The 15,521-nt window shown below is 51.4% G+C and carries 15 protein-coding genes; 4 read left to right on the top strand and 11 right to left on the bottom strand.

What is annotated here, in order from left to right; all coding sequences use genetic code 11:
• Positions 1-7: 7 nt before the first annotated feature.
• The 4 genes from EG028_RS12890 to EG028_RS12875 are packed head-to-tail and all read right to left on the bottom strand — an operon-like array spanning position 8 to position 4,057.
• A complete protein-coding gene (locus EG028_RS12890) occupies positions 8-745 on the bottom strand; it encodes a ZIP family metal transporter (protein ID WP_120516760.1) in 738 nt (245 codons plus the stop codon).
• Positions 742-1,317, bottom strand: a complete 576-nt coding sequence (locus tag EG028_RS12885) for a phosphatase PAP2 family protein (protein ID WP_120516761.1) — start codon at positions 1,315-1,317, stop codon at positions 742-744. Before EG028_RS12885 ends, EG028_RS12890 begins: the two co-directional genes overlap by 4 nt.
• On the bottom strand, positions 1,317-2,066 hold the full coding sequence (locus tag EG028_RS12880; RefSeq protein ID WP_120516762.1) for a class I SAM-dependent methyltransferase: 750 nt from the start codon (positions 2,064-2,066) through the stop codon (positions 1,317-1,319). The genes EG028_RS12885 and EG028_RS12880 overlap by 1 nt, the downstream gene beginning before the upstream one ends.
• 14 nt (positions 2,067-2,080) lie before the next feature.
• Positions 2,081-4,057 carry an LTA synthase family protein gene (locus EG028_RS12875; protein ID WP_162946470.1) on the bottom strand — a complete coding sequence of 659 codons (1,977 nt, stop codon included), beginning with the start codon at positions 4,055-4,057 and terminating at the stop codon, positions 2,081-2,083.
• Positions 4,058-4,253: 196 nt separating this feature from the next.
• Between EG028_RS12875 and glmM the strand changes: the two genes are divergently transcribed.
• Positions 4,254-5,636, top strand: coding sequence for a phosphoglucosamine mutase (gene glmM / locus EG028_RS12870; RefSeq protein ID WP_120516764.1), 1,383 nt, complete (start codon positions 4,254-4,256; stop codon positions 5,634-5,636).
• A gap of 119 nt (positions 5,637-5,755) precedes the next feature.
• Positions 5,756-6,883, top strand: a complete 1,128-nt coding sequence (locus EG028_RS12865) for a cysteine desulfurase family protein (protein WP_120516765.1) — start codon at positions 5,756-5,758, stop codon at positions 6,881-6,883.
• A gap of 85 nt (positions 6,884-6,968) precedes the next feature.
• Here the strand turns inward: EG028_RS12865 and EG028_RS12860 are convergent, their stop codons facing one another.
• From EG028_RS12860 to EG028_RS12835, 6 genes are all read right to left on the bottom strand, one after another.
• Positions 6,969-7,157, bottom strand: a complete 189-nt coding sequence (locus EG028_RS12860; protein WP_120516766.1) for a hypothetical protein — start codon at positions 7,155-7,157, stop codon at positions 6,969-6,971.
• A gap of 1 nt (position 7,158) precedes the next feature.
• The gene (locus EG028_RS12855; protein WP_120516767.1) at positions 7,159-7,740 is read right to left on the bottom strand and encodes a hypothetical protein; all 582 of its coding nucleotides are present in this window, start codon (positions 7,738-7,740) and stop codon (positions 7,159-7,161) included.
• A gap of 95 nt (positions 7,741-7,835) precedes the next feature.
• Positions 7,836-8,528, bottom strand: coding sequence for a LytR/AlgR family response regulator transcription factor (locus EG028_RS12850; RefSeq protein ID WP_120516768.1), 693 nt, complete (start codon positions 8,526-8,528; stop codon positions 7,836-7,838).
• Positions 8,503-9,834, bottom strand: a complete 1,332-nt coding sequence (locus EG028_RS12845) for a histidine kinase (protein WP_120516769.1) — start codon at positions 9,832-9,834, stop codon at positions 8,503-8,505. The genes EG028_RS12850 and EG028_RS12845 overlap by 26 nt, the downstream gene beginning before the upstream one ends.
• Before the next feature lie 85 nt (positions 9,835-9,919).
• On the bottom strand, positions 9,920-10,213 hold the full coding sequence (locus tag EG028_RS12840) for a DUF4907 domain-containing protein (RefSeq protein ID WP_120516770.1): 294 nt from the start codon (positions 10,211-10,213) through the stop codon (positions 9,920-9,922).
• A 23-nt stretch (positions 10,214-10,236) separates the two neighbouring features.
• Positions 10,237-11,262 (bottom strand): Kelch repeat-containing protein, encoded by a 1,026-nt coding sequence (locus EG028_RS12835; protein ID WP_120516771.1) that lies wholly within the window; start codon positions 11,260-11,262, stop codon positions 10,237-10,239.
• A 283-nt stretch (positions 11,263-11,545) separates the two neighbouring features.
• Between EG028_RS12835 and EG028_RS12830 the strand changes: the two genes are divergently transcribed.
• Both EG028_RS12830 and EG028_RS12825 read left to right on the top strand, forming a co-directional pair.
• Positions 11,546-12,844 carry a DUF4270 family protein gene (locus tag EG028_RS12830; protein WP_162946472.1) on the top strand — a complete coding sequence of 433 codons (1,299 nt, stop codon included), beginning with the start codon at positions 11,546-11,548 and terminating at the stop codon, positions 12,842-12,844.
• Positions 12,841-14,064, top strand: a complete 1,224-nt coding sequence (locus EG028_RS12825) for a hypothetical protein (RefSeq protein WP_123864656.1) — start codon at positions 12,841-12,843, stop codon at positions 14,062-14,064. Before EG028_RS12830 ends, EG028_RS12825 begins: the two co-directional genes overlap by 4 nt.
• Before the next feature lie 103 nt (positions 14,065-14,167).
• On the opposite strand, the gene EG028_RS12820 is transcribed toward EG028_RS12825, so the two are convergent.
• Entirely contained in the window at positions 14,168-15,508 is a 1,341-nt protein-coding gene (locus EG028_RS12820; RefSeq protein WP_120516774.1) for a GH1 family beta-glucosidase, read from the bottom strand.
• Positions 15,509-15,521 lie beyond the last annotated feature (13 nt).

Genomic DNA, 15,521 nt, shown 5'->3' with positions numbered 1-15,521 from the left:
TAATTAATTATTCAAATATCAGTGTAACAAAAGCTAAAGTGATGCCGGCTGCGATGGCCAACACCTTCTGACGGCTCAGTTCATGATGTTTGGTTCCGCTTTCATAAAAGATGGTGGTGGAGATGTGCAGAAAGGCACCTACAACCAATGCCACCAGGTATACCAGCGAATTTGTGACAACTTCAAATTCCCTGCCCAGCTGCGCGGCGAGTATAGCGGATAAAGGAGTGATCAATGAAAAAATAACCAGTATCCTCCATAATTGCGTCTTTGACTGATGCGCATGTATCATCACGGTGATCAGGGTGAGCGCTTCCGGCACTTTATGCGCCATGACGCCCAGCATCAGGGAGGGAAGGGCGGACTGGTCCTCGTAATGGAACCCCAAAGGGATACCTTCCATAAAAGCATGTATGGACAAGCCTATGAGCAGCGGCAGCACCGCCACATGCTGATGGCCGCCGCCGGTGGATGGCAGATGGGTATGCCCATGCTCCATACCGTGGCTCAACTGCTGTAGAAAAACCTGTAAAAAGAAGCCCAGGACGATATAAATGCCCGCGGAATGCCCCAGCTCGTGGTACACTTCGGGGAGTAGATGCATAATAGTGATCCCGAAAAGAAAAGCGCCCGTAAATGCCAGCAGGTAAATAGGCAGATTGGGGTGCACCTTTCTGAAAAGCATGGGGATCATACCCCCGCCGATGGTGGCGGCCAGTATTAATATCAGGTATGTTAAGTTCATGTTGTCTGTTCCAGCTCCAGTCTGATCCTTCGTTGAAAAAACCCTCCGCTCAGCAGGCCGGCCAGCATACCCAGCAGCGCACCGCCCACAATATCAAGCGGGTAATGCACGCCTACGTATACCTGTGAATAACCTATCACGGCCGCCCACACGAAAAAAAGCCAGGCCCATTTCCCGATCTGGGGTCTTAAAGTTATAAAAGAAAACATCGCCAGCCCGAAATGGTTGGCGGCGTGGGAGGACGTAAAACTGCCGCTCCGGGGATAATAATCCACCAGCACCCGCACGTACGGGGCTATCACCGGGTCGTTTCCCGGCCGCAGGCGACCCACCAGGTTCTTGAAAAACAAGCTGGACTGATCCGTAATGGCGAAAGTGATGATAAAAAACACCAGCCAGAAAAAACCCCTCCACCGGAAGTTATACGGTACAAAGATCAGCAGGAACAGGTACAGCGGCGCCCAGAAATACGGCTCGCGCATCCAGGGCAGCAGGAAATCAAATAACCCGTTCGTCCATTTGCCATTGATATAAAAGAACAGCTTCAGGTCCCAGGTAAGCAGGTCGTTCATCAGCCAAGCGGTTTTTGTGCAATAAGAATAAGCCTCGGGGAGTGCTCCTCATCGAAGATATTAAAATGATAGTCACCGAACACGTCGGTGATCCGCAATCCCTGCAGCGCGAACATTTCCTCAAAGTCCTTCCGTCTGAAAGCGCTCACGCTTTCGGTAAAAGTGGCGCGCAGTAATTGTTTTTTATCGAGTATGTGGATCTTTTTGAGGAATTTGCTGCCCTCCATTTCCCGGTGAATGTCAAACACCACATGGTCCAGCTCTTTCACCTCATTTTCTACCAGGTGGGCGGCTACGTAGGGGCTGTTCAGGTAGTCCAGCACCAGTCTTCCCCCGGGTTTCATGGAGTTTGCCAGGGTACGCAGCGCATTGTCGTTCTCATGGCGCGTTTCGAAATACCCGAAGCTGGTGAAGAAGTTAAACACTACGTCGAAGTAATTGATCCTGAACGGCAGGCGCATATCGTGCTGAAAAAAACTGAGATGTTCATTCTCCAGCTTGCGGGCGGCCGCGATACTTTCCTCGGAGAGGTCTATGCCGGTTACGTTAAATCCTTTGTCCGCGAGATATTTGGCATGCCTGCCCTTGCCGCAGGCCACGTCCAGCATAAGGGCGCCGGGCGCCGGGTGCAGGTATTCCACCAGTTTGTCAATAAATGAAGACGCTTCCCTCTCATCCCTGTTGCTGTACAAAAGGTGATAATAAGGTGAATTAAACCAGTCTTTGAACCATTGTTTCGGAACTTCCATTCTCGTGCGCTGTATTATCTCGGTTTCTTGTTGTTAAACATCAAATATCGGGAGCTTTCGTAAAAACCCCGCGTTAATTTATCCAGGCCGGCCGCAATTTCAGGCCGCTGATCCTTTATATCTCTGAATGGATCGGCTTTCAGGTCGTATAATTTCATCTCGCCCGATTCCAGTCCGATCTCGCAAAGATACTGCTGGCCCTGTAATGCATAAAACGATTGCAGGTTGCGCGTGTAAGTGATAAAGGCATACCGTTCTCCCTGGTAGGTGGTGTCCAGCATATCCACACCCATGGTATAGTTCGTAAAAGGGATGCCGGCCAGCCTCGCCACGGTGGGATACACGTCCAGCAGGCTGCCCATGCGGGTGATCTTCCGCGGTTTCAGCAGCTTCGGGTTATAGATGATGCAGGGCACATGATCCACGAAGGTGCCCATCTCGTATTCCGGCAAGGGCATGTGTTTGAACGGGTTAAGCCGGGCGCTGTGATCGCCGAAGAACACAAAAATGGTATTGTCCAGGTAACCGCTCTGCGCGGCCTTTTCCATGAGGTAACCAATGTTATAGTCCATATAACGCAGGGCGTTCAGCTGGTCTATGGAGAGGAAACCGCTTTTGTTAAAAGCCGCCACATCAATATCTTTTCCCGTCAGTTTCCTGAAATCCCCTTTTCCTTCGGTAGTGGTATAAGGCTCATGGTTATCCGCCGTTTGCAGGTAGGCGATGAACGGCTGTTTCCGGTCATGCGCCGCTTTAAATATCTCGTCGGACTCGGTGATGAGGTCGAAGTCCGAAACGCCCCATACGTCCGCCTTTGGCGCTTTGAAATAACCTTCCTCGTAAATCTTTATGCCATTGACATTATTGGTGAACACCGCGCGGATATTGGCCCAGTTGGTATTTCCTCCAAGAAGGTAATATTTTTCATAGCCGTCGAACTGGTCCATGATCACCCGCTGGTCCACAATGGTCGGGTGGCGGCTGGCAGTTTTGAACTTGAATATATCCGGCAGGCCGGTGGTTACGCCAAAAACGGTCCGGGCTGTGCTCATAGCGGGCACATGAAAATTTTCGAAGAAAAGCCCTTCGTCCGCCAGTTTTTGCAGGTTGGGCGTGGCTTGCATGGGATTGTTGAACATGCTCATCATGGCCGCGCCCCCCGATTCCAGCATTACGATGATTACGTTCTGGCGTGGCTTCAAGCTGTCTCCCGGAAAGCTCCGGGCGTAATTCAGTTTTTCAGGGTCGGGATTGTCCACCCCCAGGTATTCCGCTACAGGCTCATAATACTGCCTGGTCAGCTTCCGGTCAAACGACTCTTCCCGCACGGAAAGGTTGGATATATAATAGGTGACCGGGTTAAGAGCAAGGCTGGTGATGCCGTTGTCCCGCGTGAACATGGCCTGGCTCCACCGGAGAGGGAAATAAGCCACATTCCCGTATATCCCGGCGCTGAAAAGCAATACCAGTACTACCACCCATACGGCATACCGGCGAGGGCGCACCGCTATACCTTCTTTGCCTGCGTAACGGCGGAAAATGCAGCGCACACTCCAGTTTATCAACGCCAGCAGCAGTACAATGCCCAATACGCCCCAAATTATGGGGTAACTTTCCCAGAGCATGCGGGCATTGGTAAGCCTTTCTCCCGGCGCCAGGAATCGCATAACAGAAGGGTCTATCCGCAGGCCGAGGTAACTGTAATACCCCAGGTCCGTCACGTAAAAGAGGGTAAGCAGGAGATATATGATGAAAAAATACCAGTAATTGATGCGGCGGAGCGCGCCGGTGCCAAAAAGCCTGTCCCGCGCAATCACTGCAATGAGGCCCATGGGGATCATGAGGATGAGCGTGAGCCGCAGGTCGAACTTCAGCCCGAGGCCCCAGGCCCTCATGATCACAGCGGCGTCATGAATGGTGCTGGTAAAAAAGAAGCTGTAGAAGATCACGCGCCAGAAAACCAGGAATCCGAAAAGGTACAGGGTTTGCATGAATATATACCGGATGTACCTGGGTATACGCGACCAAAGATGAATCATTATATTATATTCTCGTTAAATTTTATACGTAGCTGCAAATATAGCCTAAATGCGGTAACTAGTATTTAATGCTTTGTTCACGGCAAATTAACAGGTGGGATAAAGTTCTAATCGACTATCTTTGCAGTCCTAAAAAAATCCAACAATTGTGGCACTGATTAAATCAATTTCGGGCATTCGTGGAACGATCGGCGGTAAACCGGGAGAAGGCCTTTCTCCCCTTGATGTTGTGAAATTCACCGCCGCCTATGGCACCTGGCTGTTGAGGCAAAACGCCGAGAACAGGAAGGTAGTGATCGGGCGGGACGGACGCATTTCCGGAGAAATGGTCAAAAACCTTGTGGTATCCACTTTGAATGGCCTGGGTATTGACGTGGTGGACCTGGACCTGAGCACTACTCCCACGGTAGAAATTGCCGTAACCATGGAGCAGGCCGCAGGCGGCATCATTCTTACCGCCAGCCATAACCCCAGGGAATGGAACGCCCTGAAACTGCTGAACGCCAAAGGCGAATTCATCTCCGGAGCGGACGGCGCGGAACTGCTGGACATCGCAGCCAAAGAAGATTTTGTATTTGCGGACGTATCAAAGCTCGGCACCTATCGCACGGACGATACTTACCTCCAGAAACACGTGGACCTGATCGTGAACTACCCGCTGGTAGACGTGGCCGCCATCAAAGCCGCCAACTTCAAAGTGGTGGTGGACGCTGTAAACTCCACCGGCGCCATTTACGTTCCCGCTTTGCTGAAAGCCCTGGGCGTGGATGAAGTAACCGTACTGTTCGGCGAAGTGAACGGCAAGTTTTCCCATAACCCCGAGCCCCTCCCCGAAAACCTGACAGCGCTCTCCAACGAGGTGAATAAAACGCAGGCGGACTTCGGCATCGCCGTGGACCCCGACGTGGACCGCCTTTGTTTTGTATGCGAAGACGGCAGCATGTTTGGCGAGGAATATACCCTGGTGGCCGTTGCGGATTATGTGCTGAAACACAGGAAAGGCAATACCGTGTCCAACCTCAGCTCTACGCAGGCCCTGAAAGACATCACCCTCAAAAACGGTGGTGAATACCATCCTTCAGCCGTAGGCGAAGTGAACGTGGTGAACCGCATGAAAGCCGTAAACGCCGTGATCGGCGGCGAAGGCAACGGCGGCATCATTGTACCGGACCTGCATTACGGCCGCGATGCCCTCATCGGCATCGGCCTGTTCCTGAGCCACCTGGCCCAGACCAAAAAGAGCATGAAAGCCCTCCGCAATTCCTATCCGGACTATTTTATTTCCAAGAATAAGATCGAACTGGACAAAGGGATTGACGTAAAAGAGATCTTCGAAAAGATCAAGGGTAAGTATAAAAACCAGCCCCAGAACACAGAAGACGGCCTGAAGATCGAATTCGACAAGGACTGGGTGCACCTGCGCACTTCCAATACGGAGCCTATCATCCGTATCTATGCGGAAAGCCAGAATGAGACCACCGCGGACAACATTGCCCGCAAGATCATGCAGGACATTAAGGAATTTATATAATTCCTATAGACTTAAATATACATGAGCGGATGACGGAATAGACCGTCATCCGTTTTTGTTTATGGCTAATTCCTTAAATTTGTGGCGCTTTTAGTCAAAAACCAAACCACCGCAAGAAATTGGAAAGGATCTACTTCGACAATGCCGCCACCACGGCGCTTGACAAGGCAGTATTGGACACGATGCTGCCTTATATGACCGAAAAGTTCGGCAACCCGTCCTCCATTTACTCCTATGGACGCGAATCGCGCCTGGGAATTGAAAATGCCCGTAAGACCGTTGCAAAGATACTCGGAGCGCACCCCGGCGAGATATTTTTCACCTCCGGAGGCACGGAAAGCAGCAATACCGCTATTACCGCCGCCATCCGCGACCTCGGCTGCCGCCACCTCATTTCCTCCCCCATCGAGCACCATGCCACCCTTCATACGGTAGAGAACGCCGGCCACAAGGAAGACGTGAAAGTATCCTGGGTGAAGCTGCTGCCTGACGGCCACGTGGACATGGAAGACCTCCGCGCCCTGCTGGCCGGCTCCAAAGAAAGATGCCTCGTATCCCTCATGCATGCGAACAACGAGATCGGCAACCTGCTGGACCTCCACGCCGTAGGCAACCTTTGCAAGGAATACGATGCCATTTTCCATTCGGACACCGTACAGACCGTAGGCCACTACCCTTTCGACCTGCGCAACACACCCGTTCATTTCATCAACGGGGCCGGTCATAAGTTCCATGGCCCGAAAGGTGTGGGCATTCTTTATATCAACGAAAATGTCAAGATCACTCCCTACATCCAGGGCGGCTCACAGGAAAGGAACATGCGCGCAGGCACGGAAAACCTGTACGGCATCGTCGGTTTTGCCAAAGCGCTGGAGCTTGCCACCGAACACTTCGAAGAACATAGCCAGTATATCAACAGCCTCCGCCTGTACATGGCAGAGCAGCTGCAAAAACATATTCCCGGCTTCAGCTACAACGGCGACCTCTTTGGCCGCAGCCTTTACACCGTGCTGAACGCTTCTTTCCCCAAGTCTGAAAAGAGCGAAATGCTGCTTTTTAACCTGGACATCAACGGCATCTGCGCATCAGGCGGCAGCGCGTGTACCTCCGGTGCGGATGCAGGCTCTCACGTGATCCGCGCCATCAACAATGATCCCAACAGGGTCGCGGTGCGGTTCTCGTTCTCAAGGCATAACACGAAGGAAGAGGTGGATAAGGTGGTGGAGAAGTTGAAGGAGTTGATCTGATTGATCTGAAGGATGAATAATTAAAAAAACCGCTTGGGCCGTAGGGCTGAAGCGGTTTTTGTTTGATATAAAAAGAAGTACGTTCCTACAGAACGCCTATTTTATGTAATACTTTTTTTATTCCCTGCCAGAAATCATTCACAAAGCCAAAATAAAAGCCTTCTGTGATAGCAAAATAGCCTGGATCTTTAACCATTTCATTTCTAATCCCGGGTAAGTTAATAATGGGTTTGGACGACTCCTTTTCTTGCAATTTGTTTTTTTCCTTTACCATTTTATGGCGTTTTTATAAAGTTACTGAATTTATTAACAATTTCTACCTTCTGAATATCATCTTTCTTAGTTCCTAAATGAAAGCCTAAACATACGACATAAGGTATTATGGCAAATGCGCCCAATGAAAACGCCTTGCGGTAGAACAACGTTTTTCTTTCCAGGTTCAGTCTGTTGATGTTCACTGCGATCTGCAATTCATAAATATACGCCGCTTTCAGAAACGAATCGGTTTGGCTTTGATCTTCGTTTATGGCCTCATACTTCTCCCGTTGCGTCAGATAGTAGTCCCGCGGTTCCAGAAGATGCCGGACGTCCGTAGGTATCAAAAGCCTTACCGTATAAAACAGCGAATATCCAACCAAGAATACAAAAACATAAAAAGACAAACTATGCAGCCAATAACAGCCAACATCAGAGAAGTATATTGCCTCAATAATAGGTACTAAAAAGATCGCAAACGCGGAATAGATCACTAAGAGAACGGTAAATCTTTCCAAATACTTTTGATAAGCGCTGGCATATTGCTCCAGTCTCTTCTCATTCAATTCAATGAGATAATCCAAGTCATAAAATGAAGTCATGTCTAATAGGTTTTCTATCTATTAAGACACAAAACCGATTCAGAAAGGGGGAAGCAATTTTCACATATTTCTTTTCACGATGGCAGACTCACTCATCACGAATACCGCGTGATCACATCATAAAACCGGTCCCTGTATCCTTCACTGATCGGGATGGACTGGTTTGCGATCATCACCGTATTCCGCTCCACGGAATTGATCTTGTTCATCGCTACAAGATAGCTGCGGTGCACGCGCATGAACTTGTCTTTGGGAAGACGGCTTTCGAATGACTTCAGGCTTTTGAGCGTAAGCACCGGCTGGTGCGCTGTGTAGATCTTAATGTAATCTTTCAGGGCTTCGATGTAAAGGATATCTTCCAGATTGATCTTGATGATCTTGTACTCTGTTTTGACGAAGATATAATCGGTTTCCGTCGGCCGCGGCTGCAGTACGCTGAAATATTCCTGCGCCCTGGTCACCGCTTTCATAAACCGTTCGAAAGGAATAGGCTTCAATAAATAATCCACCACATCCAGCTCAAACCCATCCAGCGCATACTCTTCGTAAGCGGTGGTGAAGATCACCATCGGCGGATGTTTCAGCGATTTAAGGAATTGTATGCCGGTAATGTCCGGCATTTTAATGTCAAGGAAGATCAGGTCCACAGGCTCTTCCTGCAGATATTTCAAGGCGAGCGCAGCATTCTCGAAAGTTTTCAGCTGCATGGGCACAGGCGCCTTGGCGGCAAAATCTGCAATGATCTCCAGAGCCAGCGGCTCATCATCCAACGCTAAGCACTTCATCATGTTTCAATGCAATTTTAAGGTCAGCAATATATTCATCTCCATGCTCGCGGACAGTTATGGTATGTGCATCATGATATAATAAACTCAACCGTTTCAGTGCATTGTTTAAACCTACTCCCCCTTTTTCCGCCACCCGCTGTTTGAACAACCGGTTGCGCACCACCAGGTGCAGAATGCCCCCTGGCTCTATGTGCAGGCGGATGTTGATGAATGCTTCTTCCCTGTAGCTGACCCCGTGTTTGAACGCATTCTCCACAAAGGGGATCAGCAGCATCGGCGCAATTTCAAGCCCCGAGGCATCGCCATCCTGGCTGAATTCCACGGGTATGTTGCGCGTCATGCGTAAGCGTTGTATGTCAATGTAATCCTGCAGGTACCGCAGCTCGCTGCTCAGTTGTACCTTATCCTCGTTGCTCTGGTAGATCATATACCGGAGGATATTGGAAAGCTTTACCAGCGCATGTTCCGTCTCCGGCGAGCGGCGATGCGCCAGTGAATAGATCGTGTTCAGGCTGTTAAATAAAAAGTGCGGATTGATCTGCGACTTCAGGAACTTCAGCTCCGCATTCAGGTTGGCCAGCTTCAGCTCTTCTCTTTGTTTTTCACTTTTGAACCACTCTAATCCTATTTTGATAAACCCGCTCATAAACAGCATCAGCAGCGTGAACGTGGCGCTCTTGCGGAATATCTCCGGGAAAAAGAAATGCCGGATGAACAGCCTGTCTCCAAAAGGCGTGGCAGGCGCGGCCATAGTGGCGGTCATGGTAGCCATAGAATCCATCCCAACGGTCGCTATCACGGGCCTGGAGTTCCTGTAGTCCAGGATAGCCCGCCTGCGCCACCCGGGAGACGGGCGTGCAAATTGCGCAATATGCAGCTCCGGCCCCTGATCATCGTCCATGATAGCGCCGCCGGTGATCAGCATCTTGCCCCGCGCGGGCAGCATCATGCCCGGGCCTGTCACCGCCATGCCCACAGCGCCCATCTTAAACGCCATGATCCTTTTCATGAACTGGTACTCCACCAGCGCCTGCTGCGCGCCGATGAACAACAGCGAAAGCATCACAAAACCGATATAGATGCCGATCCGTTTCAGTGTGAAAAAGCGTGGTATCAGCACGTATATATTCAGGTAAAAAAGCCCGATGATAAATAACGTGTTGATCGCTTCTTTCAGGTAAAAGGAATGATCTTCCACCCTGATGCGGTATATAAAAAAAGGGAACAGGAAAAGACAGGTCCATGCAGCCACATGAGCGGCCACCAGCACTAATTTGTTCCTGAAAATATGCCTGATACTGATCATAGGTGTGAATCGGCGATAAACTTACTTCACATACTCTTAAGCAAGTGTTAAAAGAGCTGCCGATACTCTTAAGCAAGTGTTAAAGTTACCGAGTGAGTTGAAGGCTGTCCACTTCTCTTATACTGAGCGAAGGCCACTTGCGGTTTTCCAGTTTAGATAACACCAGTTGGCCGGTCCGTTGCGCGTCTTCCCTGCTTCTGAACGGATGAAAACCAGGAATGGCGGGTATGTTTTCCTGGTAAATAAGCGGTTCCCCTTTTTTGGTGATCCTGTAAGCCCACCCATGCTGCGTTTGTTCTGTCGTGAGCCTCAGTATTGACTGCCGGCGGCATGCCAGCAGTATCAATACAACGGCTGCTGATAAGCATAATTTCCTCATAAGTGATAGTGCGGATGGTAAGATCAATCGTCTTCGTTATAAGTTTCGTCCGGATCGAAGCTGTAAAGATCATCGAAGTAGGAACCGCTGCTGCGGCCGGTGGACAGGTACAGCACGTTGCCCAGCGTAAAACCCACAGCGCCCGTTCTCGCCACACCTTCAAATTCCCTTAACTGCAGCCACATGTCAGTAGCGGGATTGTATTCCCAGGTAAGTTTGGAAAGCCCGCCTTTGGTACCGGTGCTGATATAAGCCTTGTTGTTTTTTACAAATGCCACTGCATTGCTGCAGGCCATGTCGTAATCATCGTCATAATCCTGGTCATCGTTTGTGTTGGCAATTTCGCGCAGCTCCACCCAGTCATCTTCATCGGGATGATATTCCCAGAAATCGATCTTGTTCTCACTGTTGTTCACACCTGTTACGATGTATGCCTTGTCCTGGATCACAAACGCCACGGCTTCGGTACGTTTGGTGCCTTCAAAAGACTGGCGGGGATACCATTTGTCTTCACCAGGCGAATACATCCATACGTCTTTCAACGCGCCGTTATGATAACCGGTGGCTACGTAGCCATTGCCTTTCAGCGCGAATGCCACGGCATCTTTACGGTTAAGCTCCAGTGAAGGGTTGGGGCCTATGAGCGACGCCTTTTTTTCCCAGTAACCTTTGGACGGAGTATAGGACCAGAAGTCATTCAGGCGGTAACCCAGTTCATTCTGCCCGGTGCCCACATAGGCCGTCTGCCCGATCACCATGGCCACGGCGCTGCTGCGCGCATCCGCCGCCGCCGGCAGGTCCGCGATCTGCGTCCAGCCGCTGCGGGGGGTATACTTCAGGAAATCCCTTAAATAATCCTCCCCGTTAAAGCCCGTGCCGATGTAAGCGGTGTCCCCTATCACGAACGATACGGCTTCCGCCCGGGGATCCCCGGCCAGCTCGCTCAGCTCCCTCCAGTTACCGTTGTCGTCATCGTCCGATGAATCGTCTTTGGAACACCCCGCCAGCAGCGCCGCGAGTATCCAGCAATAAATTCCTGCTTTCTGCATACAATAGTTTTTTTTATCACGGCCAAAATTATCCGGGGAACTGTTATGGGTACTTTAAAATAGACGGACTATGGGCATTTGCTGACGAATAAGCCGTTTTCATCTGCCAACACAGCGTTTTGCCGCTTTGCCGCACAAGGGGCTTAAATCGCCTTAAAACACCACTCGCCGGGAAATATCCGGGTATGATCGGTAAAAAGAGGGAACCTGCATATTACCCCGGCATCAGGCTGGTGAACCTGATTATCATTGCGCAGCTATGCAACTTACAAACCATTGCTTTATGAAGCGGTTGAGTATACTGGCCGCAATGGCCTGCCTCACCGCCTGTGACAAGAGCGGATTTTCTTATGATAATGTCGTTGACGGGGGAAACGTGCAATACTCACTGCTGGATACCCTGCAGGTGCAGATGCGTACCGTGCAGCTGGACTCCGTGCGTACCTCCGGCACCGGCACCGGCCTCGTAGGCAGCTACGCCGACCCTGTATTCGGGAAATTCACTTCGCACACCACTTTCCGCCTGGGCCTTCCACCGGCAACCGAACCCGGCCTCCGTGCCATCTATGATTCGCTGGAGCTGGTCATCTGGCCGGACGGGCATTATTATGGGGACACCCTCCCGCCGCAGCGTTTCCAGGTATACCAGCTCACCCGCCCGCTGCTGCTGCCGGACGAATATTTCGCACTGTTCAGCCACCAGGACTTCCCCATTGCATCAGCGCCGCTGGCCGATGTAACACAATACATCCGCCCCACTTCCGGCAAAGCCCTTCACCTGAGGCTGGACGATGCCAAAGGGATCGAGCTGTTTGAAATGATCAGGAACAAGTCGGACGACCTGAAGAACGAAGACTACTGGCGCGATTATTTCAAAGGCCTCAGCATCCGCGGCGTGAATAATACCGCCGCATTCCGCCTGCTCATGAACGATACCGCCGTGGTGATGCGCCTGCATTATCACATCGCGAATACCACCGTGGAAGAAAAAACAATCGACTTCCGCATGAACCTTCCCGAGCTGCAGTTCAATACTTTCCGGTACGACCGCACCGGCACCGCCATCGCCGGCCTGCAGCCCGGCCCTGACGGCATTTCCGGTGAAGCAACTGGTAATAAAACATTCTCCCAGCCCTTAACCGGCGCCGTTACCAGGATCGATTTTCCTTCCATCGCAGCCCTGCAGGAGTTGGGGCGTTACGGCCGGATCATGTCCGCCGAACTGGTCATAAAGCCGGACAACAGCACCCTCAAGGATTACCCGCTGCCGCCCAGGCTCACACTCACGCTGGCGGATAAAAAGAATTTCGTGACGCAGGGAGACACCCTCTCCGACGCCGCGGGCGTACAGTACGGGAACCTCCGCGTGGACAAACTTTATCCCGAAAACAACCAGTATTCCTGGGATGTGACGGCATACTGCCGCGCCATGATGACGGCCGATGTGTACACTTATCGCGGGCTGCTGCTGGCCGCCCCTTTCAGTGAGTTCCATACACAACTGAACCGTATTGTAGTGGGAGACGGCAACGGCAAACAGTACCGCGCACAATTAAAAATCTATTACCTGTTATACGAATGATGCGAACATATACTATCGGCTGCTGTATGATATTGCTGGCCATGCAGGCGCAGGCGCAGAAAGGCGTTAACTCGCTGTATTCCGCCTATGGCATCGGCGACCTGGAAGAAAAAGATTACAGCCGTAACTTCGGTACAGGCAGCGCGGGTATTGCCCGCCCATCCGGCAATTACCTGAACGAACTGAACCCCGCTTCCTACGGCCGGATACCCATGGAGACCTTCTTTTTTGAAGCCTCCGTGGCGGCAAAGTCCATCCAGTACAACAGCTCGGAGATCAGCCAGAGCGCGGGCGATATTTCCTTCAAACGTTTTGCGATGGGCTTCAAAGTGAATCCCCGCTGGGGCGTGAGCCTTGGGCTAATGCCCTACAGCCGCGTGGATTTTAAACTGGTGAACAATACCAGCATTGCCGGCACCGGCGCGGAGATACAGAATGCCATTGAAGGCACCGGCGGCATCAACCGGCTTTATTTTTCAAACGGCGTAAAACTTACAAAGAACTTCTACGCGGGACTGTCTTCCGCATTGCTCTTCGGCCCCGTAACGATCACGGATAGCCTGGGCAACAACGAGATCCATACGGAGAAAAAATACTTCTACCGCAGTTTTAATTTCACAGCAGGTTTACAATACACAGGCAGGGCAGGCGCCTGGGAAGTGGGTGCCGGCGCTACATACCGCTGGCAAACCCGCCTCCAAAGCGAAGATGAATTTTCCATCCGCGACGCGGACGACAACATGCTGTACGAAGGCCAGGACCATACCGGCAGTTATTACCTGCCCGCGCAATACGGCCTCGGGCTCATGATGGGAAAGGAACGTATTTCGCTGATGGCGGATTACCGCCTCCAGCAATGGGATGGCCTCAATGGCAAAAACACGGATTTTAAATACGTGAACTCCCAACGTTTTGCGGGCGGCATGGAATATTCTTTCTACAAGTATTATTTCGACAAGAGGGTCGAACATTTGTCTATCCAGGCAGGCCTGAGCTATCACACGGGTTATATACAGGTAAAGGGTGAAAAGATCAATGATTTCGGGTTATCCGTAGGCGCGTCCCTGCCCAGCAGAACCGGCCATTTAAGGTATTACCTGGGGCTGGAAGGCGGGCAGCGTGGCACGTCTTCGAACGGGTTGATCACGGAGACTTATTTTAATGTCGTGCTGCACCTGGGGTTAAAAGATAACTGGTTCTTCAAACGGAAGGAATTATAAAAAAGCCCGGCGGGTAAAAGGAATACGATTCTCAGCAACCTTTATACGGCGTTAATCCCAAAAAACGGATTTCTTTTGCCCGCCGGTGTTTTATGCTGATCATTTATTTATTCAACAGTTCACGGAACCATTGGCCGGACGCTTTTATCGTCCTCGCCTGCGTGTCATGATCCACATGCACGAGCCCGAAACGCGCATTGTATCCTTCAGCCCATTCAAAATTATCGGTAAGCGTCCAGGCGAAATATCCGTTTACGGGCACTCCCGCCCTTTTAGCCATCAGTACGCCTTCCAGGTATTCCTGGAAATAGGCGGTCCTCCCCGCATCATCCACCACACCCTCCACCAGCGCGTCTTTAAAGGCCGCGCCGCTTTCTGTTACAATGATCTCTTTTACGCCTTCGTATGCGGCGAACTGCTTTAATATGCTGTACATCCCCGCTCCGCTCACTTCCCAACCCAACGCGGTTTGCGGCACGCGCCGCTGCGCGGGTTTCACCTCGGAGGCCTGTATGTACGGCATAAATGCATTGTAGCGGATCACCAGCGGAAAATAATTCTGTACGCCGATAAAGTCAAAATCAAACGGCAGTTTTTCCCAATCGCGCCAGAGCGCATACCGCCTGCCGATGCGCTTCAGCAACGGGAATACGTCTGTAGGATAACCCAGGCCCAGCGCGGGTTCTATAAACAGGCGGTTGAACAATGCGTCCGCGCGCCGGGCAGCCAGTTGGTCGCGTTCGTTGTTTGTATACGGAATGATCTGTGAACAGGAGTAGGTGGTGCCGATGCGCGCATCCGGCACTTCCGCGCGTACCGCCCTCCCGCCTTCGGCCTGCGCCAGGGCGGTATGATGTACGGCCGGGAAAAAATAACTCAGCCCGAACTTGCCCGGCGCATGCACTCCCAGCATATAACCAAGGGAAGTAAAACCAAAAGGTTCGTTGAGGATGATCCAGTTTTTTACCTTATGCCCGTAAGCGCGGGCGCAGAGATGGGCAAACTCTTCAAAAGCGAATACGGTGCCCCGGTGGCACCAGCCGCCTTTGTGCTCCAGCGCCGCCGGAAGGTCCCAGTGATACAACGTGACGTACGGTTCCATACCCGCTTCCAGGCAGGTGTCGATCACTTTATGGTAAAAATCGATGCCGGCCTGGTTCACCGCGCCGGTGCCTTTTGGCAGGATGCGTGGCCAGGAAAGTGAAAAACGGAATACGGTAAAACCGAGGGAACGGGCCAGGAATATATCTTCCCGGTAACGGTTGTAAAAGTCACAGGCAATGCGGGCGTGTGTCCGGTCTTTGATCCTCCCTTTCCTGTCCTGGAAAGCGTCCCAGATGGAAAGGCCCTTGCCGTGAGTGTCGTGGGAGCCTTCGTTCTGAAAAGCGGAGATTACCACTCCCCATTTGAAACCCGGTCCAAAATCTTCTCGCGTGAAAGCCATGATGGGGCAAGTT

The sequence above is a fragment of the Chitinophaga barathri genome (genome assembly GCF_003807585.1).
In the GTDB taxonomy this organism is placed as follows: Bacteria; Bacteroidota; Bacteroidia; order Chitinophagales; family Chitinophagaceae; genus Chitinophaga; species Chitinophaga barathri.
This window is presented reverse-complemented; position numbering and strand designations above follow the sequence as displayed.

Coding starts and splice junctions, on each gene's coding strand:
- EG028_RS12890 (WP_120516760.1), bottom strand. CDS start 745: ATGAACTTAACATACCTGATATTAATACTGGCCGCCACCATCGGCGGG.
- EG028_RS12885 (WP_120516761.1), bottom strand. CDS start 1,317: ATGAACGACCTGCTTACCTGGGACCTGAAGCTGTTCTTTTATATCAAT.
- EG028_RS12880 (WP_120516762.1), bottom strand. CDS start 2,066: ATGGAAGTTCCGAAACAATGGTTCAAAGACTGGTTTAATTCACCTTAT.
- EG028_RS12875 (WP_162946470.1), bottom strand. CDS start 4,057: ATGCAAACCCTGTACCTTTTCGGATTCCTGGTTTTCTGGCGCGTGATC.
- EG028_RS12860 (WP_120516766.1), bottom strand. CDS start 7,157: ATGGTAAAGGAAAAAAACAAATTGCAAGAAAAGGAGTCGTCCAAACCC.
- EG028_RS12855 (WP_120516767.1), bottom strand. CDS start 7,740: ATGACTTCATTTTATGACTTGGATTATCTCATTGAATTGAATGAGAAG.
- EG028_RS12850 (WP_120516768.1), bottom strand. CDS start 8,528: ATGATGAAGTGCTTAGCGTTGGATGATGAGCCGCTGGCTCTGGAGATC.
- EG028_RS12845 (WP_120516769.1), bottom strand. CDS start 9,834: ATGATCAGTATCAGGCATATTTTCAGGAACAAATTAGTGCTGGTGGCC.
- EG028_RS12840 (WP_120516770.1), bottom strand. CDS start 10,213: ATGAGGAAATTATGCTTATCAGCAGCCGTTGTATTGATACTGCTGGCA.
- EG028_RS12835 (WP_120516771.1), bottom strand. CDS start 11,262: ATGCAGAAAGCAGGAATTTATTGCTGGATACTCGCGGCGCTGCTGGCG.
- EG028_RS12830 (WP_162946472.1), top strand. CDS start 11,546: ATGAAGCGGTTGAGTATACTGGCCGCAATGGCCTGCCTCACCGCCTGT.
- EG028_RS12825 (WP_123864656.1), top strand. CDS start 12,841: ATGATGCGAACATATACTATCGGCTGCTGTATGATATTGCTGGCCATG.
- EG028_RS12820 (WP_120516774.1), bottom strand. CDS start 15,508: ATGGCTTTCACGCGAGAAGATTTTGGACCGGGTTTCAAATGGGGAGTG.